The sequence below is a fragment of the Bacillus sp. B19-2 genome (assembly GCF_022832475.1).
Classification (GTDB): domain Bacteria; phylum Bacillota; class Bacilli; order Bacillales; family Bacillaceae; genus Bacillus; species Bacillus paralicheniformis.
The window spans coordinates 24606-39017 of sequence record NZ_JALHKQ010000008.1 but is presented as its reverse complement, the minus strand read 5'-3'; the positions used below and the strand labels follow the sequence as shown (position 1 = coordinate 39017).

18 protein-coding genes are annotated in these 14412 nt (G+C 45.1%); all 18 read right to left on the bottom strand.

Going from position 1 to position 14412, the window contains the following annotated elements:
- Positions 1-21: 21 nt before the first annotated feature.
- Positions 22-390 carry a 50S ribosomal protein L14 gene (gene rplN, locus MST20_RS20170; RefSeq protein WP_020449864.1) on the bottom strand — a complete coding sequence of 123 codons (369 nt, stop codon included), beginning with the start codon at positions 388-390 and terminating at the stop codon, positions 22-24.
- A gap of 41 nt (positions 391-431) precedes the next feature.
- A complete protein-coding gene (rpsQ, locus tag MST20_RS20165) occupies positions 432-695 on the bottom strand; it encodes a 30S ribosomal protein S17 (protein WP_003178345.1) in 264 nt (87 codons plus the stop codon).
- A 24-nt stretch (positions 696-719) separates the two neighbouring features.
- Positions 720-920: a 50S ribosomal protein L29 gene (gene rpmC, locus MST20_RS20160; protein ID WP_003178343.1), complete on the bottom strand. Its 201-nt coding sequence runs from the start codon at positions 918-920 to the stop codon at positions 720-722.
- Positions 910-1344 (bottom strand): 50S ribosomal protein L16, encoded by a 435-nt coding sequence (rplP, locus tag MST20_RS20155; protein WP_006640324.1) that lies wholly within the window; start codon positions 1342-1344, stop codon positions 910-912. Before rplP ends, rpmC begins: the two co-directional genes overlap by 11 nt.
- Before the next feature lies 1 nt (position 1345).
- Complete coding sequence (gene rpsC, locus MST20_RS20150; protein ID WP_023855912.1) at positions 1346-2002, bottom strand: 30S ribosomal protein S3; 657 nt, start codon at positions 2000-2002, stop codon at positions 1346-1348.
- Positions 2003-2005: 3 nt separating this feature from the next.
- A complete protein-coding gene (rplV, locus tag MST20_RS20145; RefSeq protein ID WP_020449862.1) occupies positions 2006-2350 on the bottom strand; it encodes a 50S ribosomal protein L22 in 345 nt (114 codons plus the stop codon).
- Positions 2351-2367: 17 nt separating this feature from the next.
- Positions 2368-2646 (bottom strand): 30S ribosomal protein S19, encoded by a 279-nt coding sequence (gene rpsS, locus MST20_RS20140; protein ID WP_006640321.1) that lies wholly within the window; start codon positions 2644-2646, stop codon positions 2368-2370.
- 57 nt (positions 2647-2703) lie between these two features.
- Positions 2704-3537 carry a 50S ribosomal protein L2 gene (gene rplB, locus MST20_RS20135; protein ID WP_243944430.1) on the bottom strand — a complete coding sequence of 278 codons (834 nt, stop codon included), beginning with the start codon at positions 3535-3537 and terminating at the stop codon, positions 2704-2706.
- A 31-nt stretch (positions 3538-3568) separates the two neighbouring features.
- Positions 3569-3856, bottom strand: a complete 288-nt coding sequence (gene rplW / locus MST20_RS20130; RefSeq protein ID WP_243944428.1) for a 50S ribosomal protein L23 — start codon at positions 3854-3856, stop codon at positions 3569-3571.
- Positions 3856-4479: a 50S ribosomal protein L4 gene (gene rplD / locus MST20_RS20125; protein WP_003178327.1), complete on the bottom strand. Its 624-nt coding sequence runs from the start codon at positions 4477-4479 to the stop codon at positions 3856-3858. The genes rplW and rplD overlap by 1 nt, the downstream gene beginning before the upstream one ends.
- A 27-nt stretch (positions 4480-4506) precedes the next feature.
- Complete coding sequence (gene rplC, locus MST20_RS20120; protein ID WP_243944426.1) at positions 4507-5136, bottom strand: 50S ribosomal protein L3; 630 nt, start codon at positions 5134-5136, stop codon at positions 4507-4509.
- Positions 5137-5174: 38 nt separating this feature from the next.
- Positions 5175-5483 carry a 30S ribosomal protein S10 gene (gene rpsJ, locus MST20_RS20115; RefSeq protein ID WP_003156464.1) on the bottom strand — a complete coding sequence of 103 codons (309 nt, stop codon included), beginning with the start codon at positions 5481-5483 and terminating at the stop codon, positions 5175-5177.
- Positions 5484-5804: 321 nt separating this feature from the next.
- Positions 5805-6995 carry an elongation factor Tu gene (gene tuf, locus MST20_RS20110; protein ID WP_243944424.1) on the bottom strand — a complete coding sequence of 397 codons (1191 nt, stop codon included), beginning with the start codon at positions 6993-6995 and terminating at the stop codon, positions 5805-5807.
- A 119-nt stretch (positions 6996-7114) separates the two neighbouring features.
- Entirely contained in the window at positions 7115-9193 is a 2079-nt protein-coding gene (gene fusA / locus MST20_RS20105) for an elongation factor G (RefSeq protein ID WP_243944421.1), read from the bottom strand.
- A 49-nt stretch (positions 9194-9242) separates the two neighbouring features.
- Positions 9243-9713, bottom strand: a complete 471-nt coding sequence (rpsG, locus tag MST20_RS20100; RefSeq protein ID WP_003178317.1) for a 30S ribosomal protein S7 — start codon at positions 9711-9713, stop codon at positions 9243-9245.
- Positions 9714-9878: 165 nt separating this feature from the next.
- Entirely contained in the window at positions 9879-10295 is a 417-nt protein-coding gene (gene rpsL / locus MST20_RS20095) for a 30S ribosomal protein S12 (protein WP_003178315.1), read from the bottom strand.
- Positions 10296-10399: 104 nt separating this feature from the next.
- Positions 10400-10648 carry a 50S ribosomal protein L7ae-like protein gene (locus MST20_RS20090; RefSeq protein WP_023855916.1) on the bottom strand — a complete coding sequence of 83 codons (249 nt, stop codon included), beginning with the start codon at positions 10646-10648 and terminating at the stop codon, positions 10400-10402.
- A 120-nt stretch (positions 10649-10768) separates the two neighbouring features.
- Positions 10769-14368 (bottom strand): DNA-directed RNA polymerase subunit beta', encoded by a 3600-nt coding sequence (gene rpoC / locus MST20_RS20085; RefSeq protein WP_243944419.1) that lies wholly within the window; start codon positions 14366-14368, stop codon positions 10769-10771.
- Positions 14369-14412: the final 44 nt, after the last annotated feature.

Genomic DNA, 14412 nt, shown 5'->3' with positions numbered 1-14412 from the left:
CTTAGTCCGGCATTGATATCATTAAAGTACTTCTGGAGCTAGAGAAACAATTTTCATGAAGTTGTTATCACGAAGTTCACGTGCTACAGGTCCGAAGATACGAGTTCCGCGCGGGCTTTTGTCGTCACGGATAATAACACATGCATTCTCATCGAATTTGATGTAAGATCCGTCATTTCTGCGTGCGCCGCTCTTAGAACGAACGATAACAGCTCTCACGACTTCACCTTTTTTGACAACGCCTCCTGGTGTTGCTTGTTTAACCGTGCAAACAATGACATCACCAATGTTAGCTGTTTTGCGTCCAGAACCACCAAGCACCTTGATTGTTAACACTTCACGGGCACCAGAGTTATCAGCTACTTTTAAACGAGTCTCTTGTTGAATCATTATTTGTTACCTCCCTTCGGAAAAAGGATTTCCGAACTTTATTAGATAATAACAGCTTCTTCGACAACTTCAACTAGACGAAAACGTTTAGTCGCAGATAATGGACGAGTTTCCATGATCTTTACGATGTCACCGATTTTAGCTTGATTATTTTCATCATGTGCTTTGAATTTTTTAGAGTACTTTACGCGTTTACCGTAGAGTGAATGTTTTTTGTAAGTTTCTACAACGACAGTGATGGTTTTATCCATTTTGTCAGAAACAACACGTCCTTGGTAGACTTTGCGCTGATTGCGTTCGCTCATGTTTTAGAGAACCTCCCTCCGGAATTATTTGTTGGCAGCAATTTCTCTTTCCCGAATCACAGTTTTCATGCGCGCGATTGACTTGCGCACTTCACGAATGCGAGCAGTATTTTCAAGTTGTCCTGTCGCTAATTGAAAGCGAAGATTGAAAAGTTCTTCTTTAAGAGACTTTACTTTTTGTTCAATTTCAGCAGTGGTAAGGTCACGAATTTCATTAGCTTTCATTTGATTCACCACCAATTTCTTCACGTTTTACGAACTTCGTTTTAATTGGCAATTTGTGAGATGCAAGACGAAGAGCTTCACGAGCGACTTCCTCAGACACACCAGAAATTTCAAATAAAACTTTGCCCGGTTTTACAACAGCTACCCATCCTTCAGGAGCACCTTTACCGGAACCCATCCGAACCTCTAGAGGCTTAGCTGTATAAGGCTTAGAAGGGAAAATTTTGATCCAAACTTTACCGCCACGTTTCATGTAACGAGTCATCGCAATACGTGCTGCTTCGATTTGGCGGTTTGTGATCCAAGAAGCTTCTTGAGCCTGGATACCGTATTCACCGAAATGCACTTCAGTGCCGCCTTTCGCACGGCCGCGCATTTTTCCGCGATGCTCTCTGCGATATTTAACGCGTTTTGGCATTAACATATTATTTTCCTCCTTCCTCAGTTTTCTTCTTAGTAGGAAGAACCTCTCCACGATAGATCCAGACTTTTACACCAAGCTTGCCGTAAGTTGTGTCGGCTTCAGATGTAGCATAGTCGATGTCTGCACGCAAAGTGTGCAATGGAACAGTTCCTTCACTGTAGTATTCAGAACGAGCGATGTCAGCGCCGCCAAGACGACCGGATACCATTGTTTTCACACCTTGTGCACCAGCGCGCATTGTGCGTTGGATTTGTTGCTTTTGCGCACGACGGAATGAAATACGGTTTTCCAATTGACGAGCAATGTTATCAGCAACTAGCTGAGCATCAAGATCAGCTCTTTTGATTTCAAGAATGTTAATGTGTACACGCTTGCCAGTAAGGCTGTTAAGGGCTTTGCGAAGCGCTTCAACTTCAGAACCGCCTTTACCGATAACCATACCAGGCTTAGCTGTGTGGATCGTAATATTTACACGGTTTGCCGCACGCTCGATTTCCACTTTAGAAACAGAGGCGTCAGACAGGCGTTGATTAATAAATTCACGGATTTTTAGATCTTCGTGAAGGAAGTCAGCGTAATCTTTGCCAGCGTACCACTTAGATTCCCAATCACGTATAACACCAATACGAAGACCGACTGGATTTACCTTTTGACCCACGAGTTATCCCTCCTTCTTTTCTGATACAACGATTGTAATGTGGCTCGTACGTTTGTTGATTTGGCTTGCACGTCCCATAGCGCGCGGACGGAATCTTTTCAACGTCGGGCCTTCGTTCACGTAAGCTTGAGTAACAACCAGGTTGTTTGCATCCATTTCGTAGTTGTGCTCAGCATTAGCGATAGCAGATTTTAAAACTTTTTCAATAATCGGGGAAGCAGCTTTTGGCGTAAGGTTTAAGATCGATACTGCTTCACCTACTTGCTTGCCTCGAATCAGGTCCATTACTAGACGTGCCTTACGAGGAGCAATACGGACTGTTCTTGCGACAGCTTTAGCTTGTTGCATTTAAAAGCCTCCTCTCATTAGCGTCTTGTTTTTTTGTCATCACTAGCATGACCTTTGTAAGTACGAGTCGGTGCGAATTCACCCAACTTGTGACCTACCATATCTTCAGAGATGTAAACAGGCACATGTTTGCGTCCGTCATAGACTGCGATTGTGTGACCGATAAATTGCGGGAAAATAGTAGAACGGCGAGACCAAGTTTTCACAACTTGTTTCTTATCCGTTTCATTTAATTTCTCGATTTTTGTCATTAGATGATCATCGACAAATGGTCCTTTTTTTAAGCTGCGAGCCATTTTGGAACCTCCCTTCGTGATTGCACTACGGTCCGATATGAACCGTAGACAACCCCGTTATTTATTTTTTCGACGACGTACGATGAATTTATCTGATTTGTTCTTTTTCTTACGAGTTTTGAATCCAAGAGTTGGTTTACCCCATGGAGACATAGGTGATTTACGTCCGATTGGAGCGCGTCCTTCACCACCACCGTGCGGGTGATCGTTAGGGTTCATAACAGAACCGCGAACTGTAGGGCGGATGCCTTTCCAGCGAGAACGTCCTGCTTTACCGATGTTGATCAGTTCGTGTTGTTCGTTACCCACTTGACCGATAGAAGCACGGCAAGCAGAAAGGATCATGCGAACTTCACCGGAGTTCAGACGTACAAGAACGTATTTTCCTTCTTTACCAAGAACTTGAGCAGATGTTCCAGCTGAACGTACCAGCTGTCCGCCTTTTCCAGGTTTCAATTCAATGTTGTGCACGACTGTACCAACAGGGATGTTGATCAGTGGAAGTGCGTTACCTACTTTAATGTCAGCTTCTGGTCCTGACATGATTTCAGTTCCTACTTGAAGGCCCTTAGGAGCCAGGATGTAGCGTTTTTCTCCGTCTACATAGTTAATTAGAGCAATGTTAGCTGAACGGTTTGGATCGTACTCAACTGTAGCAACGCGTCCAGGTATACCATCTTTATCGCGTTTGAAGTCGATAATACGGTATTGGCGTTTATGTCCGCCGCCTTGATGACGTACAGTTAATTTACCTTGGTTGTTACGTCCGCCTTTTTTGTGAAGCGGAGAAAGCAAGGATTTTTCCGGCTGATCTGTTGTGATTTCTGCGAAATCAGAAGTTGTCATGCCGCGACGTCCGTTAGAGGTCGGTTTGTACTTTTTAATCGCCATTTTGAATTTCCCTCCTTCTTTTCACAAATAATTAAGCTTCAAAAATTTCGATTTCTTTGCTCTCTTCAGTAAGCTTGACAATCGCTTTTCTGCGTTTGTTCGTCATACCAGAGTAGCGGCCGACACGTTTGAATTTCCCTTTGTAGTTCATGATGTTGACTTTTTCAACTTTCACTCCAAAGATTTGTTCAACAGCGTCTTTCACTTCTGTTTTGTTAGCTTTTACGTCTACTTCAAACGTGTATTTTTTTTCAGTCATTAAATCAGCAGAACGTTCAGTAATGACGGGGCGCTTTAGAACATCACGAGGATCTTTCATTATGCAAGCACCTCCTCTACTTTTTCAACCGCTGCTTTCGTCATCACAAGCTTCTCGTGACCGACAACATCGAGGACGTTGATTCCGTTAGCTTCAACAACAGTAACTCCTGGAAGGTTGCGAGCAGATAGTTCAACTGTCTCGTTTGCATCCGCAGTTACGATTAAAGCTTTCTTCTCGATAGACAGACCTTTAAGGATAGCTGCCATTTCTTTTGTTTTAACCGCATCAAGATTAAGATCTTCAAGAACGATCAAGTTGTTGTCATTCACTTTAGAAGACAATGCTGATTTGATAGCCAAGCGGCGAACTTTTTTCGGTAATTTATATGCATAGCTGCGTGGTGTAGGACCGAATACGATACCACCTCCGCGCCATTGCGGTGAACGGATAGACCCTTGACGAGCACGGCCGGTACCTTTTTGACGCCAAGGTTTGCGACCTCCGCCACGTACTTCCGAACGATTTTTTACTTTATGAGTTCCTTGACGTAAGGAAGCTCTTTGCATAAGAATAGCGTCGAATACTACGCTCTCATTTGGCTCGATTCCAAATACAGAGTCGTTTAATTCGATATCACCAGCAGTAGAACCGTTTTGGTTATATAAAGCTACTTTTGGCATGATCAATTTCCTCCTTTCCTAAGAGAATTATTTAGTTTTAACAGCACTTTTAACAGTGACTAGAGATTTTCTTGCACCAGGAACGTTGCCTTTAACTAAAAGAAGGTTGCGTTCTGCATCCACTTTTACGATTTCAAGGTTTTGAACGGTGATTTGCTCTCCGCCCATACGACCAGGCAACAGTTTACCTTTGAATACACGGTTAGGGTCTACAGGTCCCATTGAACCAGGACGACGATGGTAGCGGGAACCGTGAGACATAGGTCCGCGAGATTGTCCGTGGCGTTTGATAGCACCTTGGAAACCTTTACCTTTCGATGTTCCTGTTACATCAATAACTTCTCCGTTAGAGAAAATATCAACTTTGACTTCCTGACCAACTTCATACGCATCCATATCCACTCCGCGTAATTCTTTAACGAAGCGCTTAGGTGCAGTTTCCGCTTTTGCGACGTGTCCTTTTTCCGGTTTGTTGGCAAGCTTTTCACGCTTGTCGTCAAAACCGATTTGAATCGCTTCATAGCCGTCGTTTTCAGCAGTTTTCTTCTGAAGTACAACGTTAGGAGCAGCTTCAATAACAGTTACCGGAATAAGATCACCGTTTTCTGCGAAAACTTGCGTCATACCAATTTTTCTTCCTAAGATTCCTTTGGTCATTCGTCACACCTCCTATAAAAATCATTCTATATTTTAGATTAAAGTTTAATTTCGATATCGACACCAGATGGTAAATCTAATCGCATTAAAGCGTCGACAGTTTGTGGTGTTGGGTTCACAATGTCGATCAAACGTTTATGTGTACGCATTTCAAACTGTTCACGAGAATCTTTGTATTTGTGCACCGCACGAAGGATTGTGTAAACTGATTTCTCAGTTGGCAACGGAATCGGACCAGAAACGCTGGCTCCGGAACGTTTAGCCGTTTCAACAATCTTCTCAGCAGATTGATCAAGGATTCTATGATCATACGCTTTTAAACGAATACGAATTTTTTGTTTTGCCATTATTTTCCCTCCTTTTCGCCTACTTACATTAGACAATTCTCCGTGAGAAAAACCTGAATCACCTTGCCATGGCAAAGCGGCCGGGTGTGTCAGCAACCTCTCACTTCATCGCAGTCAAAGACCAACATGCACTATTATACAAAATTTATAGGCATGATGCAAGGTAATATTAAATATTACCGGCTTTTGCACACTTTTTTTATTATACAGATTCAAGCAGTGTTAATCAAGAGCTTACAGGCGGAAAATAAATCCCTTTATAATAACGACGTAAATAAAAAACGAGACCCGGCTGGATCTCGTTTTTTTATTTTATAAGTATTATTCAGTGATAGAAGAAACTACGCCAGAACCAACTGTACGTCCGCCTTCACGGATAGAGAAGCGAGTTCCGTCTTCAATCGCGATTGTTGAAATCAATTCAACAGTCATTTCGATGTTGTCTCCAGGCATAACCATTTCTACGCCTTCAGGAAGCTGAATGATACCCGTTACGTCAGTTGTACGGAAGTAGAACTGAGGACGGTAGTTAGAGAAGAATGGAGTGTGACGTCCGCCTTCTTCTTTAGAAAGAACGTAAACTTCAGCTTTGAATTTTTTGTGCGGAGTGATTGTACCTGGTTTAGCAAGTACTTGACCGCGTTGGATATCTTCACGAGATACACCGCGAAGAAGTGCACCGATGTTGTCACCAGCTTCAGCATAATCAAGAAGCTTACGGAACATTTCAACACCTGTAACAGTTGTTTTACTGTTTTCTTCTTGAAGACCGATGATTTCAACTTCGTCACCGACTTTAACTTGTCCGCGCTCAACGCGTCCAGTTGCAACTGTTCCACGACCTGTGATTGAGAATACGTCCTCAACAGGCATCATGAACGGTTTGTCAGTATCGCGCTCTGGAGTTGGGATGTATTCATCAACCGCATCCATCAGTTCGAAGATTTTAGCTTCGTAATCAGCGTCACCTTCAAGAGCTTTAAGAGCTGAACCTTTGATAACTGGTACATCGTCACCAGGGAACTCATACTCAGAAAGAAGATCGCGAACTTCCATTTCAACTAGCTCAAGAAGCTCTTCGTCGTCTACCATGTCGCATTTGTTCAAGAATACTACGATGTATGGCACACCTACGTTACGAGAAAGAAGGATGTGCTCACGAGTTTGTGGCATTGGGCCGTCAGCAGCAGAAACAACAAGGATCGCACCGTCCATTTGCGCAGCACCAGTGATCATGTTTTTAACATAGTCAGCGTGTCCTGGGCAGTCAACGTGTGCATAGTGACGGCTGTCAGTTTCGTACTCAACGTGTGCAGTAGAGATTGTGATACCGCGCTCACGCTCTTCTGGAGCACCGTCGATTTGGTCGTATGCCATAGCAGTACCTTTACCAGATTTCTTATGAAGCACAGTAGTGATAGCAGCTGTTAATGTAGTTTTACCATGGTCAACGTGTCCAATTGTACCAATGTTGGCATGTGATTTGGAACGGTCGAATTTTTCTTTAGCCATTCTGAAAATCCTCCTTAAAAAGGTTAGTTTTTGTTATATAGAGTGATAGAAAGTGAAAGCAATGTTTCACTTTCTCATCTTACAATAGTATTTATACTTTAATGAAGAGGCAAAATCAATTATTCACCTTGATTTTTTTTGATGATCTCATCAGCGATGCTCTTAGGCACTTCTTCGTAGTGGTCAAAGACCATTGTGAACGTACCGCGTCCTTGTGTGTTTGAACGGAGAGCCGTAGCGTAACCGAACATTTCAGAAAGTGGAACCATTGCGCGAACAACTTGAGCGTTTCCGCGTCCTTCCATACCTTCTACGCGACCGCGGCGTGATGTAATATCACCCATGATGTCTCCCATGTATTCTTCTGGGATAACGACTTCAACTTTGGAGATCGGCTCAAGAATAACCGGGTTACACTTGCTTGCCGCGTTTTTAAGCGCCATTGAAGCAGCGATTTTAAACGCCATTTCGTTTGAGTCGACGTCATGGTAAGAACCGTCAAACAGCTTCGCTTTGATGTCGATAACAGGGTAACCTGCGACGACACCGTTTTGAAGTGAATCTTCAAGTCCTGCTTGAACAGCCGGAATGTATTCACGAGGAACGACACCACCGACGATTGCGTTTTCGAACTCAAAGCCTTTTCCTTCTTCGTTTGGAGAGAATTCGATCCAAACGTGTCCGAACTGTCCGCGTCCACCGGACTGACGTACGAATTTACCTTCAACTTGCGCGCTCGCACGGAATGTTTCACGATACGCAACTTGAGGAGCACCGACGTTGGCTTCAACTTTAAATTCGCGTTTCATACGGTCAACGATGATATCAAGGTGAAGCTCACCCATACCGCCGATGATCGTTTGACCTGTTTCAGGGTCAGTATGCGCACGGAATGTTGGATCCTCTTCAGCCAATTTAGCCAGTGCAGTAGACATTTTGTCTTGGTCAGCCTTAGATTTAGGCTCGATTGCAACGTGGATAACAGGCTCAGGGAATTCCATAGACTCAAGAATAACAAGGTTTTTCTCGTCGCAAAGCGTGTCCCCTGTAGTCGTGTCTTTCAAACCTACAGCAGCAGCGATATCCCCTGCGTACACAGTAGAGATTTCTTCACGGCTGTTGGCGTGCATTTGCAGGATACGGCCGACGCGCTCACGTTTGCCTTTTGTTGAGTTTCTTACGTATGAACCGGAATCAAGTGTTCCTGAGTACACACGGAAGAACGTCAATTTACCAACGTAAGGGTCAGTCATAACTTTAAATGCAAGTGCTGAGAAAGGTGCTTCATCAGAAGACTCACGAGTAACCTCTTCCTCAGAATCAGGCAGAGTACCTTTGATTGCTGGTACGTCAGTTGGAGCTGGCAGGTAGTCAAGAACTGCGTCAAGCACTAATTGAACACCTTTGTTTTTGAAAGCTGAACCACAAAGAACCGGATAGAACTCAACGTTACAAGTTCCTTTGCGGATTGCTGCTTTCAGTTCGTCAACTGTGATTTCTTCGCCTTCCAAGTACTTCATCATAAGCTCTTCATCAAGCTCAGCAACAGCTTCAATCAAGCTGGCGCGAAGCTCTTCAGCTTTGTCTTTGTACTCAGCAGGGATTTCACGCGCATCAGAGCGTGTTCCAAGATCATCTTCATAGTAGTACGCAACGTTTTCTACAAGGTCGATGATCCCTTCGAAATTGTCTTCGGCGCCAATCGGTAATTGGATCGCGTGAGCGTTCGCCTCAAGACGGTCTTTAAGAGTTCCTACAGAGTAAAGGAAGTCCGCACCCGTTTTGTCCATCTTGTTGACAAATACGATGCGAGGTACTCCGTAAGTTGTTGCCTGACGCCAAACTGTTTCAGTTTGCGGCTCAACGCCTGATTGTGCGTCAAGAACGGCAACGGCACCATCAAGTACGCGCAGGGAACGTTCAACCTCAACTGTGAAGTCTACGTGTCCTGGTGTGTCGATGATGTTTACGCGGTAACCTTTCCATTGTGCAGTTGTTGCAGCGGATGTGATTGTGATACCGCGTTCTTGTTCCTGCTCCATCCAGTCCATTTGGGAAGCCCCTTCGTGAGTTTCACCAATTTTATGGATACGGCCTGTGTAGAACAAGATACGTTCAGTTGTTGTCGTTTTACCGGCATCGATGTGAGCCATGATTCCGATATTACGAGTTTTTTCTAAGGAGAACTCTCTTGCCATTGGGTCTTTTCTCCTTCCTTCTTAGGGAATAATATTTTGTCGTTCGAGATTACCAGCGATAGTGAGCGAACGCTTTGTTTGCTTCAGCCATCTTATGAGTATCTTCACGTTTCTTAACAGCAGCACCAGTGTTGTTAGCTGCATCAAGGATTTCGTTAGCTAAACGCTCTTCCATCGTTTTTTCTCCGCGAAGACGAGCGTAGTTTACTAACCAGCGAAGTCCAAGAGTCGTACGGCGTTCAGGACGAACCTCTACAGGTACTTGGTAGTTCGCACCACCTACGCGGCGTGCTTTTACTTCAAGCACTGGCATGATGTTCTTCAATGCTTGTTCGAAAACCTCCATTGCATCGTTGCCGGTACGTTCTTTAATAATATCGAATGACTTGTATAGGATTGTTTGAGCTTTACCTTTTTTACCGTCGATCATCATTTTGTTGATCAAACGAGTAACCAGTTTAGAGTTGTAAAGCGGATCAGGTAAAACGTCTCTTTTTGCTACAGGACCTTTACGTGGCATCTGATTATCCTCCCTTCTCTTGTTACGGGTTTACAGCAAGCAGAGGGATTTCACGGTTCAGCTGCCGGGATCAAACTGACGCTTGGCGCGGTAAGCCTGATGCCCTTAACAGCATTGCCAGAACTCCTTGCTTTTAAAAACCCTTTTATTTGTATTTAAACGGAATTATTTTTTCTTAGGACGTTTTGTACCGTATTTAGAACGGCCTTGTGCACGGTTTTCAACTCCGGCAGTATCAAGTGCGCCACGCACGATGTGGTAGCGTACCCCCGGTAAGTCTTTTACACGTCCACCGCGGATCAATACGACACTGTGCTCTTGCAGGTTGTGTCCGATACCAGGAATGTAGGCCGTAACCTCGATTCCGTTAGTTAAGCGAACACGGGCATATTTACGAAGCGCCGAGTTCGGCTTCTTCGGTGTCATTGTACCGACACGGGTACATACTCCGCGTTTTTGTGGTGAAGATACGTTAGTGTGCTCTTTCTTGAAGCTGTTGTATCCTTTGTTAAGTGCTGGAGACTTAGAAGTTTCAACTTTGCTTACGCGTCCTTTGCGGACTAGCTGATTAATTGTAGGCATTTTGTAATTCCTCCCTTCATCATGTTTTATAACCCACATACCCAGGTGGTTCATTTAAAAGCAAAAAACAATGCCTTTGCATAAAAGCAAAAACAACGAGTACGTTATTGAATAATGGCAACAGCTGCAGCTCCGACTTCAATTCCGCAGGCTTTGCCGAGCTTTTTCATGGACTCTGCCATTGAGACGGGAATCCCTTGTTCATTTGCCAGGTTAATAACATCTGACGTCAGAAAAGGATCAGCGTCTTTTGCTACGACGACTTCCTTAACAGAATTGCGCTTCAGCGCTTTGACTGTCTGCTTCGTACCGATAATAATAGATTGAGCCTGTGATACTTTATCATAAGACATCATATATCCTCCAAAGCAACAGGTTTAAATTGAGCACCTTGGTTATATTATCATCCTGAAAGAAGGATGTCAACATATGATGACAATTTTTAGTGACATCCTTCTTTAGGATTTTTTTATTTATTCAGCCGGAACCATTTCATCAGATGATTGGACTTGCAATACCGGCTTCACTTTACGGTAGTTCAGCATACCCGTTCCAGCAGGAACAAGCTTACCGATGATAACATTCTCTTTCAGGCCGAGAAGCTCATCGCGTTTTCCTTTAATTGCTGCATCTGTCAGGACACGTGTTGTTTCCTGGAATGACGCGGCAGACAGGAAGGAATCCGTTTCAAGCGATGCTTTGGTAATACCGAGAAGCACCGGACGGCCTGTTGCAGGGCGTTTGCCTTCGAGCAGAACTTTTTTGTTCGCTTCGGTAAACTGGTGAATATCGAGCAGCGTGCCTGGCAGCACTTCCGTGTCGCCGGCATCGATGACACGCACTTTGCGAAGCATCTGGCGAACCATAACCTCGACGTGCTTATCCCCGATTTCAACCCCTTGCATACGATAAACCTTCTGCACTTCATGAAGGAGGTATTCCTGCACCGTGGTAATGTCAGTAACTTTCAGAAGCTCTTTCGGATCGACAGAACCTTCTGTCAGCACCTGACCACGGGAAATTTTCTCTCCTTCAGTGACTTTCAGGCGCGCGTTGTAAGGCGCCGTATATGAACGGCTTTCGACTTCGCCCTGAACGACGATTTCCTGCTGTTTGTCACGCACTTCATTGATTTCAGCTACGACACCGTCAATTTCAGAGATCGTCGCTTGACCTTTAGGGTTTCGCGCTTCAAACAATTCCTGGATACGCGGCAAACCTTGTGTAATATCGTCTCCGGCAACCCCGCCCGTATGGAAGGTACGCATCGTTAACTGTGTACCTGGCTCACCAATGGACTGGGCAGCGATGATTCCGACTGCTTCCCCGACTTCGACGTCGGTTCCTGTTGCCAGGTTGCGGCCGTAGCATCGTTTACATACACCATGTGACGTATTACATGTAAATGCGGAGCGGATCCACACTTGTTCAATGCCTGCTTCGACAATTTCGAGCGCTTTATCTTCGTCGATCAGCTCGTTTTCATCCACGAGCACTTCCCCTGTTTCCGGATGTTTAACAGGTTTTCTCGCGAATCGGCCGACAAGACGCTCTTCAAGACGTTCGATCACTTCTGTGCCTTCTGTGATCGATTCGGCAAGTATGCCGCGGTCTGTGCCGCAGTCAGTCTCACGAATGATGACGTCTTGGGCTACGTCTACGAGACGGCGTGTCAGGTAACCTGAGTCGGCTGTCTTCAGAGCCGTATCCGCAAGACCTTTACGCGCACCGTGAGTAGAGATAAAGTACTCGAGTACCGTTAAACCTTCGCGGAAACTTGACTTGATCGGAAGTTCGATGATTCGTCCAGCCGGGTTGGCCATCAGACCGCGCATACCCGCAAGCTGCGTAAAGTTTGATGCGTTACCCCGGGCTCCGGAATCACTCATCATGTAGATCGGGTTGATTTCATCCAAGGATTTCATCAGCTTGCCTTGGATCGTATCTTTAGCTGCACTCCAGATGGAAATGACCCGCTCATAACGCTCTTCTTCTGTAATCAGACCGCGTCTGAACTGCTTCATAACGTTATCAACTTTTCCTTGCGCTTCTTCAAGGATTTCCTGTTTGTCGTCCAATACGACGATATCGGAAACACCGACCGTAATTCCGGCTTTTGTGGAATATTTAAATCCAAGGTTTTTCATGCGGTCAAGCATTTTTGATGTTTCTGTAATATGGAATCTTTTGAAGATCTCCGCAATGATTTTACCCAAAATGCCTTTTTTGAACGGCTGGTTGATTTCCTGGTTCTTAATGGCTTCTTTAACATCTGCACCGTAATCCAAGAAGAAACGGTCAGGTGTTTTTTCTTCAATGTTGCTCTTCGTCGGTTCGTTCATGTATGGGAACGACGGCGGAAGAATCTCGTTGAAAATCAGTTTTCCGACAGTTGTAACGAGCAGCTTGGAACGCTGTTCTTCGGTAAATGTTTCATTTTTCAGGGAGTTAACCGCAACGGCTACTCTCGTATGCAAATGAACATATCCGTTTTGATACGCAAGAATCGCTTCATCCGTATCTTTGAAAACCATACCTTCGCCGACTGCTCCTGAGCGTTCTAGCGTCAGATAGTAGTTTCCAAGCACCATATCCTGAGACGGCGTAACAACCGGTTTTCCGTCTTTAGGGTTCAGGATGTTTTGCGCGGCAAGCATCAGGATGCGCGCCTCAGCTTGCGCTTCTGCTGATAAAGGAACGTGAACCGCCATTTGGTCACCGTCAAAGTCGGCGTTGTATGCCGTACATACAAGCGGATGAAGACGGATGGCACGGCCTTCGACAAGCGTTGGTTCGAACGCTTGAATACCTAATCTGTGAAGCGTAGGTGCACGGTTGAGAAGCACAGGGTGTTCTTTGATAACTGATTCAAGGACATCCCAGACTTCAGGCTGAACGCGCTCAATTTTACGCTTCGCACTCTTAATGTTGTGGGCAAGACCTTTTTCAACAAGCTCTTTCATGACGAATGGCTTGAACAGTTCCAGCGCCATTTCTTTCGGAAGACCGCATTGATACATTTTCAGGTTCGGACCTACGACGATAACCGAACGGCCTGAGTAGTCAACACGCTTACCGAGAAGGTTTTGACGGAAACGGCCTTGTTTACCTTTCAGCATGTGAGAAAGGGATTTTAACGGTCTGTTTCCCGGACCTGTAACAGGACGGCCTCTGCGTCCGTTATCGATCAGCGCGTCCACGGCTTCTTGAAGCATGCGCTTTTCGTTTTGAACGATAATGCTTGGCGCTCCAAGATCCAAAAGACGTTTTAATCGATTGTTACGGTTGATGACACGGCGGTACAAATCGTTCAGATCGGAAGTTGCAAAACGTCCACCGTCAAGCTGTACCATCGGTCTCAGCTCAGGCGGAATGACCGGAAGAACGTCGAGGATCATCCAGGACGGCTTATTTCCGGAGTTGCGGAATGCTTCCAATACTTCCAAGCGTTTGATCGCACGTGTGCGGCGCTGTCCTTGTGACGTTTTAAGCTCTTCTTTCAGCATATCCACTTCTTTATCGAGGTCGATATCTTGAAGGAGCTTATGAATCGCTTCAGCACCCATTGATGCTTGAAATTTATTTCCGTATTTATCAAGGTACGCCCGGTACTCTTTTTCAGAAAGAAGCTGTTTTTTCTCAAGCGGTGTATTGGCCGGATCTGTTACGACGTAAGAAGCAAAGTAAATGACTTCTTCCAATGCCCGCGGAGACATATCCAGCACAAGACCCATACGGCTCGGGATTCCTTTAAAATACCAGATGTGAGAAACAGGGGCTGCCAGCTCGATATGCCCCATTCTCTCACGACGGACTTTAGCCCGGGTTACTTCAACTCCACAACGGTCGCAGACTACGCCTTTATAACGAACCCGCTTGTACTTTCCGCAGTGGCATTCCCAGTCCTTTTGAGGACCGAAAATGCGCTCGCAGAATAGACCATCTTTTTCAGGTTTCAAAGTACGATAGTTGATTGTTTCAGGCTTTTTCACTTCTCCGTAAGACCATGAACGGATTTTGTCAGGTGAAGCGAGACCGATGTTCATATACTCAAAATTGTTCACATCCAGCAAGGGGCCTACCTCCCTTTTTATCTTCGGGTTATACCCTGTCACTT

Bases quoted from the DNA above. Each gene is read 5' to 3' on its own strand.
- rplD (WP_003178327.1), bottom strand. From the start codon at position 4,479: ATGCCAAAAGTAGCTTTATATAACCAAAACGGTTCTACTGCTGGTGAT.
- rpsQ (WP_003178345.1), bottom strand. From the start codon at position 695: ATGAGCGAACGCAATCAGCGCAAAGTCTACCAAGGACGTGTTGTTTCT.
- MST20_RS20090 (WP_023855916.1), bottom strand. From the start codon at position 10,648: ATGTCTTATGATAAAGTATCACAGGCTCAATCTATTATTATCGGTACG.
- rpmC (WP_003178343.1), bottom strand. From the start codon at position 920: ATGAAAGCTAATGAAATTCGTGACCTTACCACTGCTGAAATTGAACAA.
- rplW (WP_243944428.1), bottom strand. From the start codon at position 3,856: ATGAAAGATCCTCGTGATGTTCTAAAGCGCCCCGTCATTACTGAACGT.
- rpsS (WP_006640321.1), bottom strand. From the start codon at position 2,646: ATGGCTCGCAGCTTAAAAAAAGGACCATTTGTCGATGATCATCTAATG.
- rplC (WP_243944426.1), bottom strand. From the start codon at position 5,136: ATGACCAAAGGAATCTTAGGAAGAAAAATTGGTATGACGCAAGTTTTC.
- fusA (WP_243944421.1), bottom strand. From the start codon at position 9,193: ATGGCAAGAGAGTTCTCCTTAGAAAAAACTCGTAATATCGGAATCATG.
- rpsJ (WP_003156464.1), bottom strand. From the start codon at position 5,483: ATGGCAAAACAAAAAATTCGTATTCGTTTAAAAGCGTATGATCATAGA.
- rplN (WP_020449864.1), bottom strand. From the start codon at position 390: ATGATTCAACAAGAGACTCGTTTAAAAGTAGCTGATAACTCTGGTGCC.
- rplV (WP_020449862.1), bottom strand. From the start codon at position 2,350: ATGCAACAAGCTAAAGCTGTCGCAAGAACAGTCCGTATTGCTCCTCGT.
- rplP (WP_006640324.1), bottom strand. From the start codon at position 1,344: ATGTTAATGCCAAAACGCGTTAAATATCGCAGAGAGCATCGCGGAAAA.
- rpsG (WP_003178317.1), bottom strand. From the start codon at position 9,713: ATGCCACGTAAAGGTCCTGTAGCAAAAAGAGACGTTTTACCTGATCCG.
- rpsL (WP_003178315.1), bottom strand. From the start codon at position 10,295: ATGCCTACAATTAATCAGCTAGTCCGCAAAGGACGCGTAAGCAAAGTT.
- rplB (WP_243944430.1), bottom strand. From the start codon at position 3,537: ATGGCGATTAAAAAGTACAAACCGACCTCTAACGGACGTCGCGGCATG.
- tuf (WP_243944424.1), bottom strand. From the start codon at position 6,995: ATGGCTAAAGAAAAATTCGACCGTTCCAAATCACATGCCAACATTGGT.